The organism is Butyrivibrio sp. NC3005 (assembly GCF_000424545.1).
GTDB lineage: Bacteria > Bacillota > Clostridia > Lachnospirales > Lachnospiraceae > Butyrivibrio.
The window spans coordinates 1-24,061 of record NZ_AUKC01000054.1 but is presented as its reverse complement, the minus strand read 5'-3'; the positions used below and the strand labels follow the sequence as shown (position 1 = coordinate 24,061).

The window sequence follows — 24,061 nt, the reverse complement described above, 5'->3', positions numbered from 1 at the left end:
CCGAGCATAACTGTGCATGAAAGCAAAGTCAAAATTTTTTTCACAAGTATTCCTCTCTTCCGTCAATTTCAGATAAAATTATTCGTGCCTACATTGGGTAAAATACCTACATTAAATATGACTTCTTGCTGAAATTTAGGATAATCATCAGCAAGATTCAAGGCTCTAAAGCACTTTTTGATGTGCGAAGTTTAAGTAAGTCATAAATTAGTGAGCAGTTTCGCTACCGCTAATAGATCCGTTACCTGGGCGATACCATCTTCCGTTGATTTCAACCCAATCTCCGTCAAAGTTTTCGTCTGGAGCCATACCATTTGCTGGTGCATTGATGTTAAGTTCTTCCATAACTGGTGCATGCCACTTCATTATGCTAATCTTCTTCTACATTTGTTCTTGACATAAAAAAAAGAAACTATTATAACAAAAATATTTAATGGCGTACCAAATATAAATACAACCCAATACAAAGAAACAAAAGCCAAATTATATATGCCTATCAATTTAGATACAATCTTTAGAAAACAATATGCAATCCATAAATAATTTAATCGCAATACTTCTTCATCCTTTACGTTTCTAAAAACTTTAAAATCAAATTCTTTCACTATATATAAAAACACGCTTTTTGAATTACGACAAAGAATCAACATCCCTATCATAACTATAAAATTCTGTATAAGTGCAGGAATAAAATACAGCTTTTCGTATCCAGAACAAAATGAGCTAATAATTTGAAACAAAAGTCCAATCAATCCAATTATATTACTGTTATTCACATCCTTTTCTTTTGCTATATCAATAAATAACAGCAATACTCCACTCATACTAGATATAATAATTGCAAGTTTTAACCCACAAAAATAATATATTAAAAAAAATAATATACTTGGTACAAGCATTCTAACACATGATTTCACAAAACAAACCATAATTAAACCTCATTCAACTTAATCATTAACAACTTATGATATTGTCAATATTACTTTTATTAAATTTCTCAGTTATAAGCTTGCGATTAAACCCTAAAATTTCATAAAAAACTAAAAATCAACTCCAAAGCATACCACTTAAAAATTAAACAATTCATATAACCAGTTTAAACTTGAAATAAACTTTTCTTTTATTTCCTCACTCAAGAATGCATTATCTATCATTTTCCTAAATCTTCAAAATTCACTAGAACAATTCTATTATCTTTTGATGCGCCAAATCTATCCAAAAGTCTTTTTCGTATTAATAATGGTGGGTAACAAATACCGTCTTCATAGTATTGATACATCACATTACTACATATGCCTTCGCTTAAATTAACCTTACTAGCCCCTCTCTTTACTCGCAATTCACTGATTAAATCTGCAAAAATTCTTTTTTCTGTCATTGTACCCTCTCAATGTCAAAATACCCTCATCAATAACCGTTTTTTCGGTGTTTTCCCGAAAATCTTTAACTTGTCTCATTATACATATGTCATTTATTTCTGTCTAGTGACAAATCTCTTAATTTCTTATATGTTATATAGTCAGAAAAGAAACTGTTTGACATCAAAAGGTTTCTTTTTTGGTTTGCCCGCAATGGGGGCTAACAAGTGAAAGTTCCGAGCACGCGAAGGTAGCGATGAAGCATACGTCTGTCGATAACGTCAAAGGCGGCAAAAGGGGCAGAGAGGGAAACAACGAACGGTCAAAAAAGTAAGAAAAAAAGAGTAACACTTGCAGTAAGCAAATGTTACTCTTTTTGAATTGAACAAATAAATATCTGCTAATTAATAATTAGTTAAAAGCCTTTCCGTCAGAACCAAAGAGGAGAATCTTCTCCTTAACCTTAGCTTTGATTGCTTCTGTACCAGGAGCAAGAAGCTTACGTGGATCGAAGCCCTTTCCTTCAAGATCCTTACCAGCTTCAACATACTTTCTTGTAGCCTCTGCAAATACAAGCTGACACTCTGTATTTACATTAACCTTGGATACACCAAGAGTAATAGCCTTCTTAACCATTTCATCAGGAATACCTGTACCACCGTGCAGAACGAGAGGCATTGCACCTGTCTTCTTCTGGATGTCATCAAGAACGTCGAAACGAAGTCCTGGCCATCCTTCTGGATATACACCGTGGATGTTACCGATACCAGCAGCAAGCATGTCAACTCCAAGAGCTGTAATCTTTGCACACTCTTCTGGATCTGCGCACTCACCCATGCTTACAACACCGTCTTCTTCTCCGCCGATGCCACCAACTTCAGCTTCGATAGAAAGACCAAGCTGATGAGCTGCGTGAACAAGTTCTGTTGTCTTAGCAACGTTCTCATCAATATCAAAGTGGGAACCATCGAACATGATAGATGTGAATCCAGCTTTGATACACTTGTAGCATCCATCATATGAACCGTGATCAAGATGAAGTGCAACCGGAACAGTAATTCCAAGACTCTTATCAAGAGCTCTTACCATTGCAGATACTACTTCAAAACCGCCCATGTACTTACCAGCACCTTCAGATACACCAAGAATAACTGGAGACTCCAGTTCCTGTGCTGTCAAAAGAATGGATTTTGTCCACTCAAGGTTGTTGATATTAAAGTGGCCTACAGCGTAGTGGCCGGCTTTTGCTTTTTTAAGCATCTCTGTAGCTGTAACTAACATAAGCTTCTCTCCTTTATATAGCACTGACTTAAAATCAGGCCTTAATAATTAATCTGTTAATTTCGATTATATAATAGTTTCGTCAAAAAATAAAGTTTTTGGAATGAAACCCTAAAATATTGCAAACAATAAATTTGTCAACGATATTACAATGATGGCAAAACATTGCAAAAAACTTTAAAAACAGTTTACATAACTGAAATGATATGGTAATGTATTGGTAGAGCTATTACTAGTAATAAGCGAGAAAATAACCTAGTGTGTATCAAATGTTTTGTTGTTTCTAAAATTGGGAGGAACTATGAGAAGACTGATTGTAACTTCAATGTGTTTATTATCTTTGTTTTCTGCATCAATAACTAGTCATGCAGCTTCAGCGAATTATGGTGTAAATCCAAGTGAAGCAGCTATTTCTAGTGAGGTTCAGGAAAGAGACTCTTCATCATTTTCTAATGGAGGGATTTCAGTAAAAAGTAAGCAGAGTAAAAGCTATACCATTAATGGAAATAAGGGGACTCTTACTGCCAATGCCTGGAGGACAAGTTTGGACGGTAAGAAGGTAAATAATACCTTACAATGGGATTATCAGGTATCAGCTGTTTACGCTGGCTCTTATGAAGTTGAGTATATCAAGACTCAATGGAACGCATCAGCTTCATTAAGAAATTCTGCTTCTATAACATTAGGAGTATCAGATACAGGTGTTAGCGCGGGCGTTAGTTCATCATGGCAAACTGTTAAAACAGCTACGAAGTATTATATGAACACTAAAGGTCAAAAGACTGTGGATTATAGGTCAAATGTAATTGTTACTCCTGCAAAAGACTATAGATCCAGCACAATTAGTGTGATTAATACTGCTTCAGTAAAATTAAAGAAAGATAAAAAGGTATATTCTATTTCTGCTGGAGCATAATTAACAACAGATATTTGAGGAGAGGTTGCTTTGGGTGAGATTCTTCATTTTGCTTCAAAGCAATCTCCCTGTTAAGCGTTAAAAGGGGTAGATCAATGAAAAAGGTATTAAAGCATTTGGCAATTGGAGTGCTTTTGATAGGGATACTATGTTCTTGTAAGGGAAATTCTGCATCTAAATATGAACTTCCCAAACTTTCTAATGATAATGAATTGATAATATACGACAGAATGAAAATGAAACTTGTGGCTTATAATGCAGAGTCATTAACAGAAACTTACAATGATGAAGCAAATTATTATCAGTATTCATTCAGCCCTTTGAGCAATATCTATACAACAGGTCATAGTATAGATGGTCATTTCAAAATTATTTCCTGTGACAATTCAAAAAGTTTCAGAACAATATATGAAGCCGAGGATAATGAGGCTGTATTTCCTCTTACGTCAATTGATGAGAAAAAAGGCTTTTTTGTTTTCAGCACTTACAAAGCGGATGGTTCAGAAGAGTATGACAAAAGGTACATTGCTAAGGTGGATTACTCATCTGGAAAAAAGCAAAAATTAAATAAAACGGAGGGACTTTTAATATCTGAAGGAGCTTATGATATAGAAAACCATATTTTGTATTTTACATCATATAACGAGGATATGGATGATTATACGCTGTATAAATTAAATTATTCAGATGAGAATTCAGAGCTAGATGTTTGTGAACAAAATCTTAAATCAAGTAATATATATTTTGATAATGGACATCTTTATCTTACTGATTTAAATAATATTTTTTGCCAAGATGGTTCTTTTTCTTATGCAAAGGGTGATAACGACTTTGTAAATAATGGTTATTTATTCACTATTTATTTGGGTAATGATGATGTGCCTGTTTTGGATGTAGTAGATATCAGCAATAAACAAGTGATTAAGACCATATCAGGAATAATAGATTATAAGCATGATTCAGACAGAATAGTCGCATATACATTTGACGGAATAGAAAACATTGATATTAATTGAAAAATTAGAAAGATTGGTATGGGATGATTACTATAAGAAACTTAACAAAGAAATTCGAGAATGTGGTGGTTCTTGATAACATATCATATAATTTTGAGTCTGGGAAAAATTATCTAATAACCGGAGAAAGTGGTTGTGGAAAGAGCACTTTACTTAGTATTATCGCAGGATATGATGAAAAATATACAGGTAAAGTCCAAAGAGATAACAAAGCCAATATTCAATATGTTTTTCAGGATATTTTACTATATTCTAACGTACTTGTAAAAGACAATATTAGAATTAAGGCAAATTCGCTGAATCTTAGCATTTCAGACGAAGAAATAAAAAGAACGCTTGAGAAATTCAGGCTATACAATAAAGAAGAAAGCAAGGTTTGTCAGCTTTCTCAGGGAGAAAAGCAAAGACTTCAATTGGCGATGATATTTATCACAAATCCTGACGTTTTGCTTATGGATGAACCGACAGCAAATCTAGATTATCAGAATAAAGTTCTTGTAATAGAAACTATTAATGAGAATTTTTCAGACACTGATAAGATTATTATATCACATGATTCTTCTGAACTTTTTCGTGGGTATGAAACGGTAGTCATGGGAAATCAGAAAATAGAATCTATAGTAAAACAAGTGGGGTAAAAGCTTTGATGTTTGATGATAAAAAAGTGAGTAAAGTGATTGAAAAGAAAACGAGTTTATATCTCAAATTCACTTTGATAATTTTTACCGTATCTATATGTGTATTAGGTTTGGGAATTAACTATGTATTTTTTCAGTATTCGAGTATGCAGGATAATTTCTTTGAAAATATGAATACGCATATTATTGAGGTATCTAACAAAATAGATAAGGATAATCCATCATATGTAGGCGCTTTGGAAGCCGATGATTATGATGTGATTTCTGAAATAATGCAAGATGAAAATGCAAACTATGAATTATTCAGGATTCATAGTTTTCCGTTTGGGATAACAGATGAAAATAATAAGACATATTATATAAACAGTGTCAGTGATGAAGCTTTAAAACTCTATGGAATTAAACTCGATGATGACTGTGCATTGTGCCAAAACAGTAATGAAAAAGGTGAAAAGAAATTAACTTTTCCTGTTATTAGTAAAAGCATGGGTGGTTTCGAAGCATCGGATTCATTTGGTATAGATATGAAGTTTATATATCCTAGTGGAATTGCGATATCTAAATCGATTTTTGGAATATATTCTAATTCGGTTGTTGTAAATGAAAATACATATCAAAAGCTTATGCAGAAAGTTTATGCAGATTCTGATGTAAATAGCGATAAATCAGAGGGACTAAGCAATATTCAAATATATGTATATGATTTATCTTTGGTTAAACCTATTGCGAAGCATTTGATTGATAACAACTATTCTGCCAACTATGCGATGGGAGCATTTTCAGATATTATGGCAATGTTAAGAGACAATTATTTGTGGCTTTTTATTCTAATGATTGCATTTCTTATATTGGCGGTTATGAACACATTGGTTGCATTTTGGAATTACATTATGACACTGCGTAAAGATATTGGAATACTGATGCATTATGGTTATTCTTCAAAGCGTATTAAAAATATCTATATTCGATTTGTAAGAAAAAAATTCTTACTTGTTTTTGCACTTTCATATGGTGTTTGTGCTGTAACGGCGCTTGTATTTGTCCACAGCTGCGTGTATATGTGTCTTCTTATATCACTTGGAATAATAGCAACTGTGTGCCTTCTTAATTATGTGATAGTATCAGCGATACTCTCACATGTATCCAAAGAGAATATTTTATTTCTTTTAAGAGAGTCGAAGGTAACTGAATAAATAGATCAACAACGTGTTTCAGGCATCAAAACTATATTTCTAAAGTTTTGGTGCCTGAACTATAAAAATATACCCCATATATCCAACCAAATAGCTATGTACTTTTACAAGTAAAATAAAAATTATCCAACTTGTAAGAAGTCATACTGAGAATCGTATAACTTTCTGTATTTACCATTTGGTATCTTCATAAGTTCATCATGGCTTCCCTTCTCTTCTATTTGACCATGATCAACATATAGAATGCAATCTGCGTTTCTGATGGTTGACAATCTGTGCGCAATGATAAAAGAAGTTCTTCCTTTTAACATTTCAGATAATCCTTTTTGTAACAGGATTTCAGTTTCTGTATCGATTGCTGCTGTTGCTTCATCTAAGATAAGAATCTTAGGATTGGCAAGAACAGCTCTAGCAAAGCTGATTAATTGTCTTTGACCTGCAGAGAGTCGTGATCCACGCTCGTTGACCTGAGTGTTATAACCATCTTCAAGTTCCATTATGAAATCATGTGCACATACTGTTTTTGCAGCATTTATGACTTCTTTGTCAGTAGCATCTCTGTTTCCATAACGTATATTGTCCATAATAGTTCCTGAGAAAATGAAGCTATCTTGCATCATTACACCCATCTGAGTTCTCAGAGACTTTATAGTAACATCCTCAATATTGATTCCGTCTACCAGAATCTCTCCTTTTTCGACATTATAGAATCGTGAAATAAGGTTTACAATCGTGCTTTTGCCGGCACCGGTTGGACCTACAATAGCAAAACTTTGTCCTTTTTTGACATTGAAGCTAACTCCGTGCAAAATCTCAATTCCATCATCATATGCAAAATGAACGTCTTTAAATTCAACATTGCCTTCAATTTGAGGCATTGTTTTGGCATTTTCTTTATCTTTTACCAGAACAGGAGCATCGATTGTTTCGAATATCCTTTCTAGGTAAGAGATTGCGGTTAAAAGCGAGTTGTAGAAATTGGCTAGTGTCATAATAGGCTGCCAGAATCTTGCAACGTATCCGGTAAACGCTGTCAGAAGACCTACTGTTATAACTACGTTTCCCTTCATTAAATAGCTAATTCCCAGTATATAGATAATCGCAGTTGACAATACATTTATATTGTCTATGACAGGTCTTAATATGAAGTTGTATTTTACTGCTCCAAGCCATGCACTTCTTGCCTGGTTATTTAAATCATTAAATAAGTCTGTATTATAACCTTCTCTTACAAAAGACTGTGTTACTCTTATTCCGTTTACGCTTTCAGCGATATAAGCATTTAAATTCGACTGCTTATTTGATTGTATCTGCCATGCTTTATGCTGTCTGTTTTTTACAAAAATTATTATAAAAGCAAGTATTGGAAGTCCACACATTACTATAAGAGTGAAGTTGACATTTAAGTAAAGCATGAATACAACTATAAATACCATCGAAAAACAATCTGTAATAGTATTAACAATACCATTGGAAAGAAGATCTGAAAGATTGTTTACATAATTAACTACTCTTACCTGTATCTTTCCATGAGGCTTGTCATCAAAATAGGAAAAAGGAAGTTCCTGTAAGTGAACAAACAGTTCTCTTCTAAGGTTATAAACTACCCCTTGTCCAACCTGAGAAGTGAGCTTTATCTTTATTCTAGTAATGAGCGCACATATAAGTGAAACAATTAAAGTGAGAACTGAATATAATACTATATAATAAATTGCCTCTTTAGATGTGTACTTGTGCTCAAAATTGGTATCAGATACTACATCCATAACATTTTTCACAAAAATAGGGATGAGCATCGAAAGACCACTTGATATTATCATGATAATAACAGCAGCTGATAATTTTTTCTTAAAGGGTCCAACATAGTGGAGAAGACGTTTTAACTGAGCTACATCAAAGGATTGCTCAAGATTTTCATCTTCATTTATTTTATTTCTTGCCATAAAGCCTCCATAGCCTAACTGTAATATCTTTCTATATTAACAGGCATTTCCGTACTGATGTTCGAATACTCTTGTATAATATCCGTTTTTCTTCAATAATTCTTCATGTGTTCCCTGTTCGGTTATTCTACCATTTTCAATTACAAGAATCTTATCAGCATCTTTAAGTGAAGAAATTCTTTGGGCGATTATGAAAACAGTTTCTTTATTCAGATTCTTAAGCGCATGCTGAATCTGTGCTTCGGTTTCCATATCAACAGCAGAGGTTGTATCATCCAGGATGATAATAGCAGGATGTTTCAAAATAGCTCTTGCAAGAGAGATTCTTTGCTTTTGACCACCGGATAATCCGATACCTCTCTCTCCTACTACTGTGTCATAACCATTTTCCATTTCGGTTATAAATTCATCTGCATCAGCCATTTGAGCTGCCCATTTAACCTGGGCAAAGGTGCATTTAGGATCACCATAGGCTATATTTCCTTCAATTGTGTCCGAGAATAAAAATACGTCCTGCATTGCCAGACCTATTCCATCTCTAAGTGTATGAAGAGGAAGGTCTCTAACGTCTACTCCGTCTACTAATACACTGCCATTTGTGGTATCAAAAAATCTGCAGATAAGATTCATGATAGTTGTTTTTCCTGAACCTGTTGCGCCGAGTATTCCGATTGTCTGACCTTGTTTTACATGAAAAGATACATGGTCTAGAATAGGTTCTCCCTCGACATTGTAGGATACATCTCTAAATTCAACTTCGCCTTTTATTCTCTTATCAGTTTTAGGATACTTAGGCGTCATAATATCTGGCTTGTCGGCAATTGTGGCATAAATTTTGACTACGGAAGTTGTAAATCTTTGATAGTCATTTATAAGCCATCCGAACATTCTAAGCGGATTATTAAGCATCCATAGATAACTGTTGATCATGACCATATTTCCAAGCGTCATATACCCAAGTACACACATCACACCGCCTACTATCATTAATACTACAGTTAGAAGACAGGATAAAACTTCGAAAATCGGGATATATTTTGTCCAAACCTTTGCTGCGTCCAGTTCGCTGTCACGATATGCGGCATTTTCTTTGTCGAATCGTTCTATTTCATAGTCTTCTTTTGCAAAAGCGCGAACTACTCTGTTGGCACTTATGTTTTCCTGAGCAAAAGCATTAAGAGATGAGAATTTATCTCTTATGTGCATAAATCTTGGTTTTAATGCCTGTGACTGTGAATAGGTCATAAACGCAGTTATAGGCAGTACCAAAAGCATAGCAAGCCCTATTCTGTAATCTACTGAGAATATCATCACCAAAGCGATAATAAATAATAGAACATTTTCATATATCATATAGATTACAAAAGCTACGAAATGTCTTATAGCCATCATATCGCCGGTTTGTCTACTCATTAAATCACCGGTACGATTTCTGTTATAGAAAGCGAAATCTTTCTGGAGCAGATTTCTATACACTCCGTCCCTCATATCATAGAGTGTATCTTGTGAGCAGGTTTCGAACATCCACAAAAAGATAAGTCTTAATACTGACTGTGTGAAAGTAACCAAAACCATTAGTGTTAAAGCTTTTGGCAATAAATTGAACCTGCTTGATATATTCTGTCCGTCACCAATAATCTTATCAACAATGTACCCGGTTATTCTGGGATTGATTATTGCGAGAACAGAAGTTATGGTAACCAGTATCAATCCGACGCCGATTTTCCATCTGTATTTTGCCAGATATCCGTAAAACCAACGCATCGATTTTTGCCATTGCTCTCGATCCTTTTTTTCTATTTTCATAAATAAACCCTCATAAAAAAGAATAATGTAACCTGCAGTTATCGCTGTTTTTCTGCTAAAATGAATACTATCACTAAAATAGTTTTATACAATGATAATATCTGTTTCAAAATTGACTTTTTCTGTTTTTTGCTCGTAAGGAGGCCTTATGTTTAAAGTTTTGTGTGCAGGATATAACTATATTCATCCGGATGGATGGGAAATAGACAGACCTGAAGGGTGCAATAATTATATGATGTGCCATATACGAAACCCTTTTTATTTTGTTCCAGGAGGAAAAGATAATGAAGCGGTGTATATTGATCATCCGGGTTTTGTGATATACAGACCTCAAGAACCCCAGCACTATTATCTGCATAATGACAAATATGTTGATAACTGGGTACACTTCGAGGTAATAGATGAAGATATAGATGCATTATTTGACAAGTTAGAACTTAAATTTTCAGAAGTAATATCTATTTCAGATGCATATGAGATTTCTTCGCTGCATCAGCTTCTGGCTGCTGAAAACTGGATAAAAGGCCAGCATCAGCAAGAAATAATGGATCATCTGCTTCATGCTGTTTTCCTTAGAATGAGCGATCAGCTAAAGACAGAGAAAGAACAAAAGACTTGTTTTCGTAACAAAACAACACTCGAGAATTACAGACCGGTATTCGATTCGCTCAGAGAACGAATATATCAAGGCGGTGAAGCAGCTAGAATAAAGAATATTGATGAACTTGCAAGTGATATGAATTTGTCTGTTTCGTATTTTCAGCATATCTATAAAGATTTGTATGGAGTGCCTGTTACAAGAGATATTATCTCTTCGAGGATAAACTATGCGTCATATCTTTTGTTAAATCATAATGATTCTATAAGTAATATAGCAGGAATATGCGGATATGATAGCGTGGAACACTTCAATAGGCAGTTTCATAGAGTTAAAGGATGCTCTCCTAAGCAGTATCGTCTGCTTGGGAATATATGAGTGAAAGGGTAAAAATCTATAAGTATTGGAAAACCTGTTTCGAATAATTTTATATTTTTCAATCATAAAAAACGTTGCCTTTTGAATTTTTTTAATGTATTCTGATATATGCTTTAGGAAAATAATTAATGACTTCTTTCTGATATAAAGATAATACTGTAGAAGGAATCCTGCGCTGCAGGACAAAGTTTTACTTATAGTAAACTTTGGTCTAGATGGCTCTTATTTTTAATATGAATAAGAGCTTATAGTAAATGAGGGAAAAATCATGTTAGAAAATTCACTCCTTATCGGGAACATTATCGCTTTAATTGGCGCACTTTTTATGGTGGCAATCGGTCTTGTCAAGAATAAGCGTAATATTTTAATTATGCAGAACATCCAGTTTTTCATCATGGGAATAGGAAATCTGATACTTGGCGGAGTATCCGGATTTGTAGCTAATATTGTCAGCATTATCAGAAACTTTTTCTGTCTGAAAAAAGAACTGACAGTGTTCTGGAAAGTGTTTTTTGTTATTGTTCAAATTGTAGTGTCTGCTTATTTTATGAGCATAAGAGGCTTTAAACTTCAGGAACTTCTTCCTATACTGGGAACTGTTTTGTATACTTGGAAACTTGACGAGAAGGATATGGTAAAGCTTAAAATAGTGCTTATTATTTGTCAGATTATGTGGCTTACATATGACATATCACTTAGAAATGTTTCTGGAGCAGTATTTGATGTACTTACAATCGTGACAAATGCATTAGGAATCATTAGAATCCGCAAAGATGTTCAGGACACTCCAGTTGCAGAGATGGATGTATAAGGTGGTCTAGTGCTGCGATGAGTGAGCAAGGTGAGAAGGATCAACTACTGAAATTGTATATTTCAATGAATAAAGGAAAAATGGCTTATTCATATAAGTTAGATGATTATAATTACACAGAAGATTTTGAACAAAGTATAAAAGACTTTTTAAGTGGAAAATAAAAACTTTTCAAGGGACTGTTGCACTAAATAAATGCAATAGTCTCTTTTTATTTGAACTTTATTCTTGGTATGATTGAAAAATAAAATTTAAAGGTTCAAGTCTAATTATTGCTTGACAATTAAGAAAGTGAACTATATCATATTGATTGTTACAATAATGTTTTGTTTGTCGTAATAAACAATATGGTTCACAAGCTCTTGCTGAAAAAGGGTATAATTGTAGGCAAATATTGAATTACTATTATAGTGGATCAGTTTATTCGAAAGGAGATGTGAATTTATTTGGATATAATATTGGTTATTAAAAAGAAGCTTTCATATGTGGCATTAATAGCATCTCTTGTTGTGATTCTTACAGCGTGTGGCTCACAAAAAAAGTATAGTATTAACGAAGATAATTACCAGATAACATTAAGTGGAGATTGCGTTGGATGTGTTGATAGAACAGATAATAGTGATTATAGTTCGTCTGTTGAGCTGTGCATGAATGCTTTTTGGGGATGTGGCCTCATAATAAATAAAACAGAATATAAATTTTCAGAAAATGGCTATGATGTTTATTATGTAGAAGCGATAAGTCAGCCGAGTGCTGCGATGAGTGAGCAGGGTGAGAAAGATCAACTACTGAAATTGTATATTTCAATGAATAAAGGAAAAATGGCTTATTCATATATGTTAGATGATTATAATTACACAGAAGATTTTGAACAAAGTATAAAAGACTTTTTAAGTGGAAAATAAAAACTTTTCAGGAGTAATAAAAACTAACTGTAAGGGGTAGACTAATGAGGAAGAAGAAACTTGCCGCTGTGCTAATGCTGATGATTTGTATGTGTACTGCTTGTTCAAAACAGCAGGAGACAACACAACAATACTCAAATCCTTCTGGGGATGATGATGCGAATTCTGAAATTAAAACTAATTCTGAAATAAAAACTAATTCAGAAAATAACTTGCCAGATACTTCATCCTGGACCAAAACATTGACAGATAAAGGAGTGCTGGATATTGACTTAGATAGGAATAATATAGATGATGAAATTATCTTATCCTATGAAGATTGTGAAGGTAGTCAACGTATTAAAGATTTTTATGTATCATTGAATGAGACTAACAAAATAGGGTTATCAGAATCTGGAGATAAATTGTCGGATGAACAAAGTGATATGACTTTGGAGAACGTACTATCGTTTGACTATAATATGGATTCACAGCCAGAATTTGTTTTTCTTTTTGACACGCATGGTGTTGGTGGTAATGGAACACATGAAGCCTGGATATTGTGGATTGGTGATAATCCGAGATTTGAAAAGTTAGATTGCCTGAAATATTATGCAGAAGGTGAAGATAATAGTGAAAAAGGTGGATTAGATACTTTATATAAAATTGAGCGAGTTGAAGGGGATGATTCCAAGATGAAAACATATCAGTATTCTTATCTGGATGGACATTCGGATTATAATGGGGATCTGGTATCGCTTATTGGGTATGATAAAACTGACAATAAGCTTAAAGTCTTAGATTCGTGGAAGGAGAATAAATAAAAAAATATTCTTCAAATGTTGAAAAAGATATAGAAGTCATAATTTTTAAGGGGTTGTTGCACTGATTTTAGTGCAACAACCCCTTTCATTGAAAACATACTACATCGATATTCATTTTAGTCATCTACGCTTAGAAAAGCATCAAATGGTGCAAATAGTGAAGAAACAGGTTTTATTTTAAAGTCCATCTTCTCTCCTGTTTTTGGATGAGTAAAGGATAGCTTATAGCTACATAGTGCAATTTCGCCTCGTCTTTTTTCAGGTGCTCCATATTTTACATCTCCGAGTATCGGGCAGTCCATGTGTGATAACTGGGCACGTATCTGATGGAATCTGCCGGTTTTTAAATGAATTTTTAGGAGGGTTACAAGACTGTTTTTATTTTTTTCTTCAATTGCATTTTGGTTTTCTTCAAGTTTTGCTAAATATTCACTTTTTTCGTTTGATTGCATATCCAGAGAAGGCACTTTGTAATTTACATTTTCGATGCTACAATCTCTAGCTATTTCTATGTATTCAAGTATAGCTTTCTTTCCAATTTTATCATTTGCGTTTTCATTGTCTATAATGGATTTATTATCTGTTTTTATTAGTTTATCTTCAATTTGAATAAACCCATTATCATTTTTGACAATGTTAAGATGAGAAACGTTTTTGCTAGGAGCACCGCATACAGCTGCATAGTAATATTTTTGAAATCCCTCATTTGTAAGTTGTCTGGAAAGATTTGCAGCGGCTTCTTTTGTTTTAGCAAATACAATGACACCTTCTACAACCTGATCTAGTCTATGAATCATATAGACGTTAACAGGTGTATTAGAACGTATTCTGGCAGCTCTTTGATTTCTAGAAATATAGGTTTTCAGCATCGAAATAAGGTCAGGAGTCCCTATCTTATTTGATTCAACAGCGACTCCTGCCTTTTTGTGTATTACGATTATTTCATTATCTTCGAATAAGATATCACTTTTGTTTATCATGCTTTGAACCTATATCCTACGCCCCAGATTGTTTCGATATACTGAGGATTTGATGTGTCAAGTTCAATCTTTTCACGAATTTTCTTGATATGAACAGTGACAGTTGCGATGTCGCCTACGCTGTCCATATTCCAGATTTTTCTAAAAAGCTCTTCCTTGGTAAAAACATGGTTGGGGTTTTCGGCAAGGAATGTAAGAAGATCGAATTCTTTTGTGGTAAAATTCCGCTCTTCCTGGTCAATATATACTCTTCGTGCTGTTTTGTCGATTTTAAGTCCTCTGATTTCGATAATGTCATTCTTTTGGGTGGTAGAGCCTACAAGCCTCTTATATCTAGAAAGATGTGCTTTTACTCTTGCGACAAGTTCTGAAGGACTAAATGGTTTAGTAATATAATCGTCTGCTCCAAGTCCCAGTCCTCTTATTTTGTCTATATCATCTTTTTTGGCAGAGACCATAAGAACAGGCATATCTTTCTTTTCTCTAAGATGCTTACATACTTCAAAGCCGTCCATTCCAGGAAGCATTAAATCCAGAATTACCAAGTCGAAATCTTCAGAAAGGGCTTTTTTGAGGCCGTCATCACCTCTTGTTTCTATTGTTACGTCGAAATCTGATAACTCCAAATAGTCTTTCTCAAGATCTGCAATTGCTTCTTCATCTTCAACTATTAATATTTTGCTCATAGGAAAATCCTCCTTTAATCTTTTCTTCATATTTTCTGAGAACGATATGCATACAGGTTCCTTCGCCTTCGTGGCTGGTAGCCCAGATATATCCTCCGTGATCTTCTATTATTTTTTTGACAATAGAAAGACCTATACCGCTTCCGGAGTGTTTGGAATTTCTCGAAGCATCAGTTCGATAGAATCTGTCGAAAATATTTCCAAGATCTTTCTGTGCTATTCCTCTTCCGTTGTCTTCAATCTCAACTCTTATGGAGTCTACCTCATCGAGAATTCTGATATCAATTTCCCCTTTGTCATCGGTTCTATCCATATATTTTACTGAATTGCTGATTATATTATTGATAACGCGTTTTAGCTGTTCCGGATCTGCAATAATAATAGTGTCAGGAGCAGTTAAATTGGCATAATTAAGCTTTATTCCGCGACTTTCCATGTCCATTCCGACTTCTTCTATGCAGTCTCCGAAATACTCTCCCACCACAATTTTGTGGAAGTTATACGGAATTCGGTTATTATCTATAGAAGAATAAAGAGTAAGCTCGTTTATGAGATTATTCATATCGTTTGCTTTATTATATATTGTTTTTAAATATTTTTCCTGCTTTTCTGGCGTAGATGCTACGCCTTCCATAAGGCCTTCTGCATAGCCTCTGATTGTTGTAATAGGTGTTTTTAAATCATGTGAAATATTACGAATAAGTTCTTTGTTTTGCTGTTCGTGTTCGAGTTTCTCCTCGGCGGACTCTTTTAATCGTAGTCTCATATCCTCGTAGCTTCTGTACATTTCTCCTATTTCACCCTTTTCGCTCGAGCTTTCCAGGCGGAAATCAAAATTTCCGTCACGGATTTTCTGCATGGCAATATTCAGTTCTCCTATTGGCTTGAAGATGCCGTTTTTAATCCAGGAAGTCAGAACAAGCGATGTTATCAGCAGTATCAGACAAATAGATACGCACATATATACCAGAAACTGAGGTGATATCAAAGATTCTGCTGCAATTACCAAAAACAGAGTTCCGGGAGTTCCATCCGAGAACTGAAAATCGAACTGTTTTAACAGTTTTTTGGCATGATTATAGAATACTCTGCTGTTATTGGCGGTGCTATTGTCATATACGGGAAGGTCATTTTCTATTTCTGTTAAGTCTTCTTTAGAGCCTTTATATACAATGGCAGAACCTTTGCGGACGATTATAAAAGCTCCGTCCGATTTGATTTTTTTGTTAAGTCCTTCCAAATAAACCAGATTTTCCAGAATATCAGGATCTCTGGCGAGGTCTATTTTGATAGTCGAAAAAACTTTTTCAACAATATTCAGGTATCTTGTATTGTCTGACACTATGCCTCTTGATAGTCCTTTGTTCATAATGCCGCCTATTGTTACAAAGGCAATGGCGGTCATTAATAGAGGAAGTACTACCATAGTGACTGCGGTTACTTTTAACTTTGTTTTTAAACGCATTATTAATTGTCCTTTTGTTTTTGAATTTTAAGTATATACTAATCCTGATTTGAGGGTTATTGCAAGGTATTTAGTACCCTATATCAGTATCGGCATATTCGCCGATATAATGAATGATAAAGGGTCTGACGAATTTTTTGATATTTTTTGTAATATTTTGAAATAAACTCTAGACAAATTGTTTCGAGTGTTGTAATATAAAAGTGCAAGAGATGAACAGCACATTATTTCATTACTTGCACAGGGGCGAATAAAGAAAGGCTACATAAGATAATTATGAATGGTTTTAAAAAAAGTTTTGTAAAAAGTTTTCTTACGGCTGCACTTACACTCGCAGTCAGCACTACAACAGTTTGCAGCACCTCGGTTTTTGTTAATGCAAAAGAGGCAAGCGGAACTAATCTTGATTATACTGTTAACGGTTCTGTAAATAACTTGAGTTTTGATAAGACTCCAGTTGGAAGACATGGAAGACTTCATGTCGGTAAATGCAGTAACTATGCAGCACCTACTATTCTCGATGAAAAGGGAAAGGCAGTGCAGCTTAGAGGTGCCAGCACACATGGCATTCAATGGTTTCCACAATATGTTAATAAAGAAGCTTTCCAGTCTCTTAGAGATGAATGGGGCATTAATACAGTAAGACTTGCTGTTTATCCTCGTGAGGGCGGATACCTTGATGGTAGCGGAGCGCAGATGGATCGCACTATCAAGCAGGGTGTTGCAGCAGCGTCTCAGCTCGGAATGTATGTAATTATTGACTGGCATGTACTTAACTACAACCCAAATGAGACAATTGACGGTGCCAAGTCATTTTTTACAAAGTATGCTTCTTTGTATAAGGACTACAACAACGTAATTTTCGAAATCGCTAACGAACCAACTGGAACAGACTGGTACAATGGTTCTTCTAACGATTTGTACACATATAGCAAGACCATTTCTAATGTTATTAGAAACTGTGGTAGTAAAGCTATTATTATTTGCGGAACTAACACATGGTCACAGGATGTTGATGCTGTTGCAGCAAAGCCGCTTTCTACAGCTGGAATTGATAACTGTATGTACACTTTGCATTATTATGCAGCAACACATTATGACAATCTTAAAAGCAAGTTGAAGACCGCTTTATCTGCCGGTACTCCGGTCTTCGTTTCCGAATTTGGTATTTGCGATGCGTCTGGAAATGGCGGCGTAGATATCCAAAATGCCAATAGTTGGATGAGCCTCCTCACTCAAAACAATATCGGTTTCTGTTGTTGGAGTCTTTGTAATAAAGGCGAGCAAGCTTCGTACATTAAAACCTCCACACCTAAAACAAGTAAATGGACGAAAGATGAGCTCACAACAACTGGAATTTGGCTCGTAAATACATGCAGAGCCCTTTCCGCAAAAGAAGATGCGAACCAGTCTTCTACCGGAAAAGACGATTCCTCATCCAAAGATAAGGACAAATCTAAAGATAGTGGTGCTTCCAAAACAAACCCTCCTAGCACAAATGATAAACCTTCAGGAAGCTCAAAAGATAAGTCCGAAGGCAAGAATGGTTCTAAAGATAAAGGTTCCGTCACTGCCGTTGCTACAAGCGGCGGTGATTGGGGAACTGGTGCTACAGTTAGCTTTACAGTTTCAAATAATGGTTCAGCTTCTTCTAAGTGGACTGTTTCCTTCGATGCTGAAGGTGAAATTTCTAATATTTGGTGTGCTAAAATTGTAAGCCACAAAGATAACCATTATGTAGTTACAGGTATGGATTACAATGGAACGCTTGCAGCTGGTCAGAGTACAACATTTGGATATAACATCACAAAGACCTCTAATCAGTCTGGAAATGCTAGTAACGTTAAAGTTACCTGCAATTAAAAAGTTTCTGCTCCGATAGTAAGAGCAGAAACCACAAACTCGGGTATTATCCGAGCTACCCACTCGGATTTTACTATAAATTATCCCATGCAGCTTCAAATGCTGCAAAAACTATCACTTAACCCCTAGCGAAAAGAGAAAGGCATCGGTGTACCCGCACCGGTGCCCTTTTCTTGTAGAAATCATCCTACAAGTTCTGTCATACTGCGAAAACAGTAATTCTGAAATTGTCATTTATTATCCTGTTTTATTATCTGCCAACAATTCTATGGCAGAAATTTTCGAGTTTTGGAAACTCGAGTTCTTCATTCCTTAGTGGATTTTGCAAAGACAAGGTCTCTACAACATTGTTGCCAATCAAATCATCTTCAAGAGAAAGCAACATCTTTTCAGCATTACCACTACTAGAGCATGCTATCAAATAAACCCTTTTACCCTGAAATTTGTAATCCCTTAAAAAAGCTCCAATAGCTGGCGCATATTTTCCAGCCCAAACAGGTGAAGCTACGATTATCTGGTCGTAATCGCTTAATTGGTATGGACAAGGCACTAAAGTTGGAAAGTGTTTAAGAAGTGCATCTTTTCCCCCTATTAAATATTTAAGAAGACCTGTTTTTGGCGGCTCTTTGTCAGGTTCTAAACGCCAAAGAGTAGCACCTATCTGTTCTCTAACTTTTTGTGCAACGAATTCCGTATTCCCATCTAAGGAATAATAGATCATCAGGATTCCATTTTCTGTATTTCCCATTTCTGCCTCACTCCCGGATCATAAACTTATATGGTTATAATTTACGAACTGCGCACCATATGCGCATCTTACAAAAGAAAATGTGACTTATCGAACAGTCTAGTCTTATCGTATATAATTCTGCGCAAATATACAACTCCAATGTGTGTAATAAAAATGAAAAGAATTAGTAAATTAAGGTTAACATCAATTCTTGTGTATTTAGCATATAACTTGTACAATTGTCAGAAAAGATGGTATAATAATATAGATTATATGTCTTTTTACAATACAACTTTTGAGGAAGGGGGCTGTATGCGAGTTAGATATAAAAATAGGCGCAGAGAAAACAGAACACTTAAACTATTAGTAACAGCAGCAATTGCGCTTCTTGTTATTGTCGTATCTGTTCGCGCAGTAACCTTGTGGGAAAAGCTAAAGAAAAATCAGGTTGAAATTTCGAACCTTCAGCAGCAGATAGAGGAACAGAAGACTCGTTCCAAGGAAATAGAAGATTTTGCAAAAGAAACTCAGACTAGAAAATATATTGAACAGATAGCAAGAGAAAAGCTGGGACTTGTATATCCTGGTGAGATTATTTTTGAAAAAAAGGATACTAAGAAATAAAAAAGGTATATACAATGGACGCCACCAATCAAAATACATACAGATTTATTAATAAAATAAAAAGCTACATGATTTCCTGTAAAATGGTGGAGGAAGGTGAAACGATACTGGCGGCAGTATCAGGAGGAGCGGATTCTGTCTGTATGCTCCTTGTCTTAGATGCATTGTCAAAGCAAATGAGATTTTCTCTTGCAGCACTTCATGTCAACCATGGCATTAGAGAGGAAGCTGGAGAAGATGCTGAGTTTGTTGAAAAGTTATGCAAAAAATATCAAATCCCATTTTATTTAGAACAAATAGATGTACCAAAGATTGTGTCTGAAAGTGGTCAGACCGAGGAAGAAGCTGGAAGAATTGCCAGATATAAAGTGCTTTTAGAAAGAGCAGAGGCAATTGGAGCATCTCATATAGCGGTTGCTCATCATATGAATGATCAGGCTGAAACTTTTATATTGAATCTTTGCAGAGGAAGCGGTATCAGAGGGCTTTCAGGAATAAAACCTGTTAGAGACAAAATTATCCGTCCTCTTTTATGTGCGGGAAGAAATGAGATTGAAGAGTATCTTGGTATGTGCGGCGAAAGTTTTGTTACCGACAGGACTAATCTGGAAGATGATCACACAAGAAACCGAATAAGACATCATGTTCTTCCGATGTTAAATGACATGGTTAACAGCGGAAGTAATAAGCACATTTTTGAAGCCGCAGGGATGCTTCGTGAAATTGAAGATTACCTTGAGGAGGAAGCCAGAGAAATAGTGCTGATAAAGAAGCTAAAAGCTGACAATATTGATATTAATTCTCTAAGAGAGTATAAGCCGCTTCTTCAAAAATATATTTTGATGGAAATATTAGGCACTGTTATTCCGCATAGAATCAACGTTTCGAGATATCAGATAGATTCTCTTTTTAAAATGTGTCAGTCAACTTCTGGATGTGAAAAAACTTATTTTGAAGGTGGAATTTACGCAAAAAGAGAATATAATAAACTATATATTGGAAAAGAAAAGCTGGATTTAAGTAAAGAGGAAAAGACAGGAAATCCGCTTCCGGAAATCTTGTTTAAAGAGTTCGAGGTTGCAGAAAAATTCGAAGAATTACAGCAGAGGATTCCTCGCGAAGCATATACTAAATGGTTTGATTATGATAAAATATTATCGTCTCCTTCTTTGCGTTATCGTAAAGTAGGAGATAGAATTTCGATAGATTCAGATGGACATGGCAAATCCCTCAAGAAATATATGATAGATGAGAGGATTCCGGCATCTAGAAGAGACAGTATTCCTCTTTTATGTGACGGAGAGAACATCATGTGGGTTATAGGCTATAGAATGAGCAGTGCCTACCAAATTTCTGAAGAGACAAGACATATCCTGGAAGTATCAGTATTTTTTTAGATTGGAGTAAAGACAAAGAAATGGCAGAACGAGTACGTGTAATGTTCACAGAAGAAGAAGTGGACAAGAGAATCCGTGAAATTGGTGCACAGATTAGCAAAGATTATGCAGGTAAGACAGTTCATCTGGTTTGTGTATTGAAGGGTGGTAGCTTTTATTTGACAGAGCTGGCTAAGAGAATTACAGTGCCGGTTACTTTGGATTTCATGAGTGCTTCAAGCTATGGTTCATCCACAAAATCCAGTGGTGTTGTTAAGATTGTGAAGGATCTTGATGAGCCTCTTAAGGACAAGGATGTAATTATCGTTGAGGATATCGTTGATTCAGGAAGAACCTTGAGCTATCTTATCAAGATGCTCGGAGACAGAGGCCCAAACAGTATTCGTCTTACAACACTTTTGGATAAGCCTGATCGAAGAGTAACAGATGTTAAGGTTGATTATACCGGATTTGTTATTCCTGATGAGTTTGTAGTAGGTTATGGTCTTGATTATGACCAGAGATATAGAAATTTGCCATATATTGGTGTAGTTGAATTCGATGATTGATTGAATTCAAGATTGGAGGAATAGGTGGAAAATCGCAGACGAAGCTTTGGTACCATATTTGGTTTCATCATCGTTTTGCTGCTGGTTCTTGTTTCGTTGCAATGGGCAGAGGACAACAGGCGTGCTGACAAGAAAGCTTATACAGTTGGTAAGCTTATGCAGGATCTTGAGAATGGAAATGTTGCAAGTGCGGTGATTACTCCGAATGCGAATAATGAGACAGGTACGGTAAGTGTCGAATTTAAGAGCGACGAAGTAGATACTCAAACGCTCTATGTTACAGATGTTACCTATGTCGAGAAGCTGCTCGAATCATACAAGATTGATCCTGAGGTGCGGAATATTCCGGGGGATAATTGGCTGTTTAACTGGGCTTTGCCGATACTGGCGGTTGTTATCATCTTTGTAATGTTCATGTCGATGATGAGCGGAGCACAGGCGGGAAGCGCTAGTGGTAACAGGATGATGAATTTTGGTAAGAGTAGAGCCAAGATGACTCTTGGCAATGAGAATGGCATCAAATTTACAGATGTTGCCGGACTTGCCGAAGAGAAAGAACAGCTCGAGGAAATCGTTGCTTTTCTTAAGAATCCGGATCAGTTTATACGAGTTGGTGCAAGAATCCCTAAGGGAATGCTTCTCGAAGGTGCACCGGGAACAGGTAAAACACTTCTTGCCAGAGCTGTTGCGGGTGAAGCTGGAGTTCCTTTCTTTTCTATTTCCGGTTCAGACTTTGTAGAGATGTTCGTTGGTGTAGGTGCATCCAGAGTTCGTGATCTTTTCGAAGAGGCCAAGAAGAATAGTCCATGTATTATATTCATTGATGAAATTGATGCAGTTGCCAGAAGGCGTGGAACAGGTATGGGTGGTGGCCACGATGAGCGTGAGCAGACTTTGAACCAGCTTCTTGTAGAAATGGATGGATTTGGTGTCAATGAAGGCATCATCGTCATGGCAGCTACTAACAGAGTAGATATATTGGATCCGGCTATCCTTAGACCAGGACGTTTCGATAGAAAGGTCACAGTTGGAAGACCTGATGTCAAAGGACGTGAAGAGATATTAAGAGTTCATGCATCAAACAAACCTCTTGCTGATGATGTTAATCTCAAGCAGATTGCTCAGACAACAGCAGGCTTTACCGGTGCAGACTTAGAGAATCTTTTAAATGAATCTGCTATCAATGCAGCTATGGACAAACGTAGTTTCATTCGTATGGATGATATTAAAAAGGCATTTGTACAGGTTGGAATCGGAACTGAGAAAAAGAGTCATGTTATTTCTGACGAAGAAAAGAAAATTACAGCTTACCATGAGTCGGGACATGCTATTTTGTTCCATGTTCTTCCTCACGTAGGACCTGTTTACTCTATTTCAATTATTCCTACAGGAATGGGTGCTGCAGGATACACAATGCCTCTTCCTGAGAAGGATGAAATGTTCCTTACAAAGTCTAAAATGCTCGAGGATATCATGGTGGATTTGGGCGGTAGAATCGCAGAAGAGATTATATTTGGCGAGATAACAACAGGAGCCTATAATGATATTCAGAAAGCAACAGGACTTGCTAGAAATATGGTAACTCGATACGGTATGTCAGAACGTATTGGCGTAGTGAACTATGACGAGAATGGCGATGATGTATTTATAGGTTATGATATTCAGCATAAGAAGAATCACTCTGAAGCTATCAGTAATGAGATTGATAAAGAGGTTAAGTCAATAATTGACGAGTGTTATGCTAAGGCAAAACAGATTCTTCTTGATAATCGTGATGTTCTTGAGAAATCTGCAAATCTTCTTCTTGAAAAAGAAAAGATTGGAAGAGATGAATTTGAAGCCCTTTTTGAAGTAAAAGATTTTTCTGATATAAATTTTGGATTTGAAGGGATTTGAGTTCTAGGTTAATTAGATATATTTTGATTTTAGTATTTAGATGCCTTCTGTTTTTGGGAGGCATCTATTTTTTTAAAGAATGACTTCTTGTCACTTACATTCAGAAACTCGCATTTACTGCGAGTTTCGTGAGAACAAAAAATATAATCTGTTCTGATGTTTGTATATTTCGTCGCAGACACGCTTTCGCTTGATTATAAACGTAATGGTTCGTAATGCGCTAAAA

General features: G+C 35.5%; 24 protein-coding genes. 14 read left to right on the top strand and 10 right to left on the bottom strand.

The window, feature by feature from the left end; all coding sequences use genetic code 11:
* Positions 1–207 precede the first annotated feature (207 nt).
* The 4 genes from G634_RS21250 to fba form a co-directional block, all read right to left on the bottom strand.
* Positions 208–366 (bottom strand): hypothetical protein, encoded by a 159-nt coding sequence (locus G634_RS21250; protein ID WP_155830590.1) that lies wholly within the window; start codon positions 364–366, stop codon positions 208–210.
* Positions 366–929, bottom strand: a complete 564-nt coding sequence (locus tag G634_RS0113155; protein WP_026505676.1) for a DUF3159 domain-containing protein — start codon at positions 927–929, stop codon at positions 366–368. Before G634_RS0113155 ends, G634_RS21250 begins: the two co-directional genes overlap by 1 nt.
* Before the next feature lie 221 nt (positions 930–1,150).
* Entirely contained in the window at positions 1,151–1,378 is a 228-nt protein-coding gene (locus tag G634_RS0113150; protein ID WP_026505675.1) for a hypothetical protein, read from the bottom strand.
* Positions 1,379–1,769: 391 nt separating this feature from the next.
* Positions 1,770–2,639, bottom strand: a complete 870-nt coding sequence (fba, locus tag G634_RS0113145; protein ID WP_026505674.1) for a class II fructose-1,6-bisphosphate aldolase — start codon at positions 2,637–2,639, stop codon at positions 1,770–1,772.
* Between the two features lie 301 nt (positions 2,640–2,940).
* Here fba and G634_RS19245 point away from each other — a divergent pair, with 301 nt between their 5' ends.
* From G634_RS19245 to G634_RS0113125, 4 genes are all read left to right on the top strand, one after another.
* Entirely contained in the window at positions 2,941–3,555 is a 615-nt protein-coding gene (locus G634_RS19245) for a hypothetical protein (RefSeq protein WP_051233992.1), read from the top strand.
* A 95-nt stretch (positions 3,556–3,650) separates the two neighbouring features.
* Positions 3,651–4,571, top strand: a complete 921-nt coding sequence (locus G634_RS0113135; protein ID WP_026505672.1) for a hypothetical protein — start codon at positions 3,651–3,653, stop codon at positions 4,569–4,571.
* Between the two features lie 23 nt (positions 4,572–4,594).
* The gene (locus G634_RS19240; protein WP_051233991.1) at positions 4,595–5,209 is read left to right on the top strand and encodes an ATP-binding cassette domain-containing protein; all 615 of its coding nucleotides are present in this window, start codon (positions 4,595–4,597) and stop codon (positions 5,207–5,209) included.
* Positions 5,210–5,217: 8 nt separating this feature from the next.
* Entirely contained in the window at positions 5,218–6,402 is a 1,185-nt protein-coding gene (locus G634_RS0113125) for an ABC transporter permease (protein WP_026505671.1), read from the top strand.
* Positions 6,403–6,524: 122 nt separating this feature from the next.
* Here G634_RS0113125 and G634_RS0113120 read toward each other — a convergent pair whose 3' ends face one another.
* Together G634_RS0113120 and G634_RS0113115 are read right to left on the bottom strand one after the other, a co-directional pair.
* Positions 6,525–8,345, bottom strand: coding sequence for an ABC transporter ATP-binding protein (locus G634_RS0113120; RefSeq protein ID WP_026505670.1), 1,821 nt, complete (start codon positions 8,343–8,345; stop codon positions 6,525–6,527).
* A gap of 36 nt (positions 8,346–8,381) precedes the next feature.
* Positions 8,382–10,151 (bottom strand): ABC transporter ATP-binding protein, encoded by a 1,770-nt coding sequence (locus G634_RS0113115; protein WP_242826819.1) that lies wholly within the window; start codon positions 10,149–10,151, stop codon positions 8,382–8,384.
* Positions 10,152–10,299: 148 nt separating this feature from the next.
* Between G634_RS0113115 and G634_RS20485 the strand changes: the two genes are divergently transcribed.
* The 5 genes from G634_RS20485 to G634_RS0113090 all read left to right on the top strand — a co-directional run bounded on the left by G634_RS20485 (position 10,300) and on the right by G634_RS0113090 (position 13,646).
* The gene (locus G634_RS20485) at positions 10,300–11,127 is read left to right on the top strand and encodes a helix-turn-helix domain-containing protein (RefSeq protein ID WP_026505668.1); all 828 of its coding nucleotides are present in this window, start codon (positions 10,300–10,302) and stop codon (positions 11,125–11,127) included.
* A gap of 268 nt (positions 11,128–11,395) precedes the next feature.
* Entirely contained in the window at positions 11,396–11,938 is a 543-nt protein-coding gene (locus G634_RS0113105) for a YgjV family protein (protein WP_026505667.1), read from the top strand.
* A 17-nt stretch (positions 11,939–11,955) separates the two neighbouring features.
* On the top strand, positions 11,956–12,102 hold the full coding sequence (locus G634_RS21245; protein ID WP_155830588.1) for a hypothetical protein: 147 nt from the start codon (positions 11,956–11,958) through the stop codon (positions 12,100–12,102).
* Between the two features lie 282 nt (positions 12,103–12,384).
* On the top strand, positions 12,385–12,843 hold the full coding sequence (locus tag G634_RS0113095) for a hypothetical protein (RefSeq protein WP_026505666.1): 459 nt from the start codon (positions 12,385–12,387) through the stop codon (positions 12,841–12,843).
* A 44-nt stretch (positions 12,844–12,887) separates the two neighbouring features.
* Positions 12,888–13,646, top strand: coding sequence for a hypothetical protein (locus G634_RS0113090; RefSeq protein ID WP_026505665.1), 759 nt, complete (start codon positions 12,888–12,890; stop codon positions 13,644–13,646).
* 116 nt (positions 13,647–13,762) lie between these two features.
* Here G634_RS0113090 and G634_RS0113085 read toward each other — a convergent pair whose 3' ends face one another.
* The 3 genes from G634_RS0113085 to G634_RS19230 are packed head-to-tail and all read right to left on the bottom strand — an operon-like array spanning position 13,763 to position 16,777.
* Positions 13,763–14,626: an RluA family pseudouridine synthase gene (locus G634_RS0113085; protein WP_026505664.1), complete on the bottom strand. Its 864-nt coding sequence runs from the start codon at positions 14,624–14,626 to the stop codon at positions 13,763–13,765.
* Positions 14,623–15,312: a response regulator transcription factor gene (locus G634_RS0113080; RefSeq protein WP_026505663.1), complete on the bottom strand. Its 690-nt coding sequence runs from the start codon at positions 15,310–15,312 to the stop codon at positions 14,623–14,625. Before G634_RS0113080 ends, G634_RS0113085 begins: the two co-directional genes overlap by 4 nt.
* Positions 15,290–16,777 (bottom strand): sensor histidine kinase, encoded by a 1,488-nt coding sequence (locus G634_RS19230; RefSeq protein ID WP_035800072.1) that lies wholly within the window; start codon positions 16,775–16,777, stop codon positions 15,290–15,292. Before G634_RS19230 ends, G634_RS0113080 begins: the two co-directional genes overlap by 23 nt.
* 276 nt (positions 16,778–17,053) lie before the next feature.
* On the opposite strand from G634_RS19230, the gene G634_RS20480 reads away from it, so the two are divergent.
* On the top strand, positions 17,054–18,640 hold the full coding sequence (locus G634_RS20480; protein WP_051233989.1) for a cellulase family glycosylhydrolase: 1,587 nt from the start codon (positions 17,054–17,056) through the stop codon (positions 18,638–18,640).
* A gap of 250 nt (positions 18,641–18,890) precedes the next feature.
* On the opposite strand, the gene G634_RS19220 is transcribed toward G634_RS20480, so the two are convergent.
* Positions 18,891–19,388, bottom strand: coding sequence for a flavodoxin family protein (locus tag G634_RS19220; protein WP_051233986.1), 498 nt, complete (start codon positions 19,386–19,388; stop codon positions 18,891–18,893).
* A gap of 294 nt (positions 19,389–19,682) precedes the next feature.
* Between G634_RS19220 and G634_RS21420 the strand changes: the two genes are divergently transcribed.
* Genes G634_RS21420 through ftsH form a run of 4 tightly spaced genes read left to right on the top strand, consistent with a single transcriptional unit; the run spans position 19,683 to position 23,835 of the window.
* Complete coding sequence (locus G634_RS21420) at positions 19,683–19,994, top strand: FtsB family cell division protein (RefSeq protein WP_026505662.1); 312 nt, start codon at positions 19,683–19,685, stop codon at positions 19,992–19,994.
* A 14-nt stretch (positions 19,995–20,008) separates the two neighbouring features.
* Entirely contained in the window at positions 20,009–21,391 is a 1,383-nt protein-coding gene (gene tilS / locus G634_RS0113055; RefSeq protein WP_026505661.1) for a tRNA lysidine(34) synthetase TilS, read from the top strand.
* 20 nt (positions 21,392–21,411) lie between these two features.
* A complete protein-coding gene (hpt, locus tag G634_RS0113050; RefSeq protein ID WP_026505660.1) occupies positions 21,412–21,939 on the top strand; it encodes a hypoxanthine phosphoribosyltransferase in 528 nt (175 codons plus the stop codon).
* Positions 21,940–21,963: 24 nt separating this feature from the next.
* Positions 21,964–23,835, top strand: coding sequence for an ATP-dependent zinc metalloprotease FtsH (gene ftsH / locus G634_RS0113045; protein ID WP_026505659.1), 1,872 nt, complete (start codon positions 21,964–21,966; stop codon positions 23,833–23,835).
* Positions 23,836–24,061 lie beyond the last annotated feature (226 nt).

Coding starts and splice junctions, on each gene's coding strand:
- fba (WP_026505674.1), bottom strand. CDS start 2,639: ATGTTAGTTACAGCTACAGAGATGCTTAAAAAAGCAAAAGCCGGCCAC.
- tilS (WP_026505661.1), top strand. CDS start 20,009: ATGGACGCCACCAATCAAAATACATACAGATTTATTAATAAAATAAAA.
- G634_RS0113125 (WP_026505671.1), top strand. CDS start 5,218: ATGTTTGATGATAAAAAAGTGAGTAAAGTGATTGAAAAGAAAACGAGT.
- G634_RS19220 (WP_051233986.1), bottom strand. CDS start 19,388: ATGGGAAATACAGAAAATGGAATCCTGATGATCTATTATTCCTTAGAT.
- G634_RS19240 (WP_051233991.1), top strand. CDS start 4,595: ATGATTACTATAAGAAACTTAACAAAGAAATTCGAGAATGTGGTGGTT.
- G634_RS0113120 (WP_026505670.1), bottom strand. CDS start 8,345: ATGGCAAGAAATAAAATAAATGAAGATGAAAATCTTGAGCAATCCTTT.
- G634_RS19245 (WP_051233992.1), top strand. CDS start 2,941: ATGAGAAGACTGATTGTAACTTCAATGTGTTTATTATCTTTGTTTTCT.
- G634_RS0113150 (WP_026505675.1), bottom strand. CDS start 1,378: ATGACAGAAAAAAGAATTTTTGCAGATTTAATCAGTGAATTGCGAGTA.
- G634_RS0113135 (WP_026505672.1), top strand. CDS start 3,651: ATGAAAAAGGTATTAAAGCATTTGGCAATTGGAGTGCTTTTGATAGGG.
- G634_RS19230 (WP_035800072.1), bottom strand. CDS start 16,777: ATGCGTTTAAAAACAAAGTTAAAAGTAACCGCAGTCACTATGGTAGTA.
- G634_RS0113080 (WP_026505663.1), bottom strand. CDS start 15,312: ATGAGCAAAATATTAATAGTTGAAGATGAAGAAGCAATTGCAGATCTT.
- G634_RS0113155 (WP_026505676.1), bottom strand. CDS start 929: ATGGTTTGTTTTGTGAAATCATGTGTTAGAATGCTTGTACCAAGTATA.
- G634_RS0113115 (WP_242826819.1), bottom strand. CDS start 10,151: ATGAAAATAGAAAAAAAGGATCGAGAGCAATGGCAAAAATCGATGCGT.
- G634_RS21420 (WP_026505662.1), top strand. CDS start 19,683: ATGCGAGTTAGATATAAAAATAGGCGCAGAGAAAACAGAACACTTAAA.
- G634_RS0113105 (WP_026505667.1), top strand. CDS start 11,396: ATGTTAGAAAATTCACTCCTTATCGGGAACATTATCGCTTTAATTGGC.
- G634_RS21250 (WP_155830590.1), bottom strand. CDS start 366: ATGAAGTGGCATGCACCAGTTATGGAAGAACTTAACATCAATGCACCA.
- G634_RS0113085 (WP_026505664.1), bottom strand. CDS start 14,626: ATGATAAACAAAAGTGATATCTTATTCGAAGATAATGAAATAATCGTA.
- G634_RS21245 (WP_155830588.1), top strand. CDS start 11,956: ATGAGTGAGCAAGGTGAGAAGGATCAACTACTGAAATTGTATATTTCA.
- G634_RS0113090 (WP_026505665.1), top strand. CDS start 12,888: ATGAGGAAGAAGAAACTTGCCGCTGTGCTAATGCTGATGATTTGTATG.
- G634_RS20480 (WP_051233989.1), top strand. CDS start 17,054: ATGAATGGTTTTAAAAAAAGTTTTGTAAAAAGTTTTCTTACGGCTGCA.
- G634_RS20485 (WP_026505668.1), top strand. CDS start 10,300: ATGTTTAAAGTTTTGTGTGCAGGATATAACTATATTCATCCGGATGGA.
- hpt (WP_026505660.1), top strand. CDS start 21,412: ATGGCAGAACGAGTACGTGTAATGTTCACAGAAGAAGAAGTGGACAAG.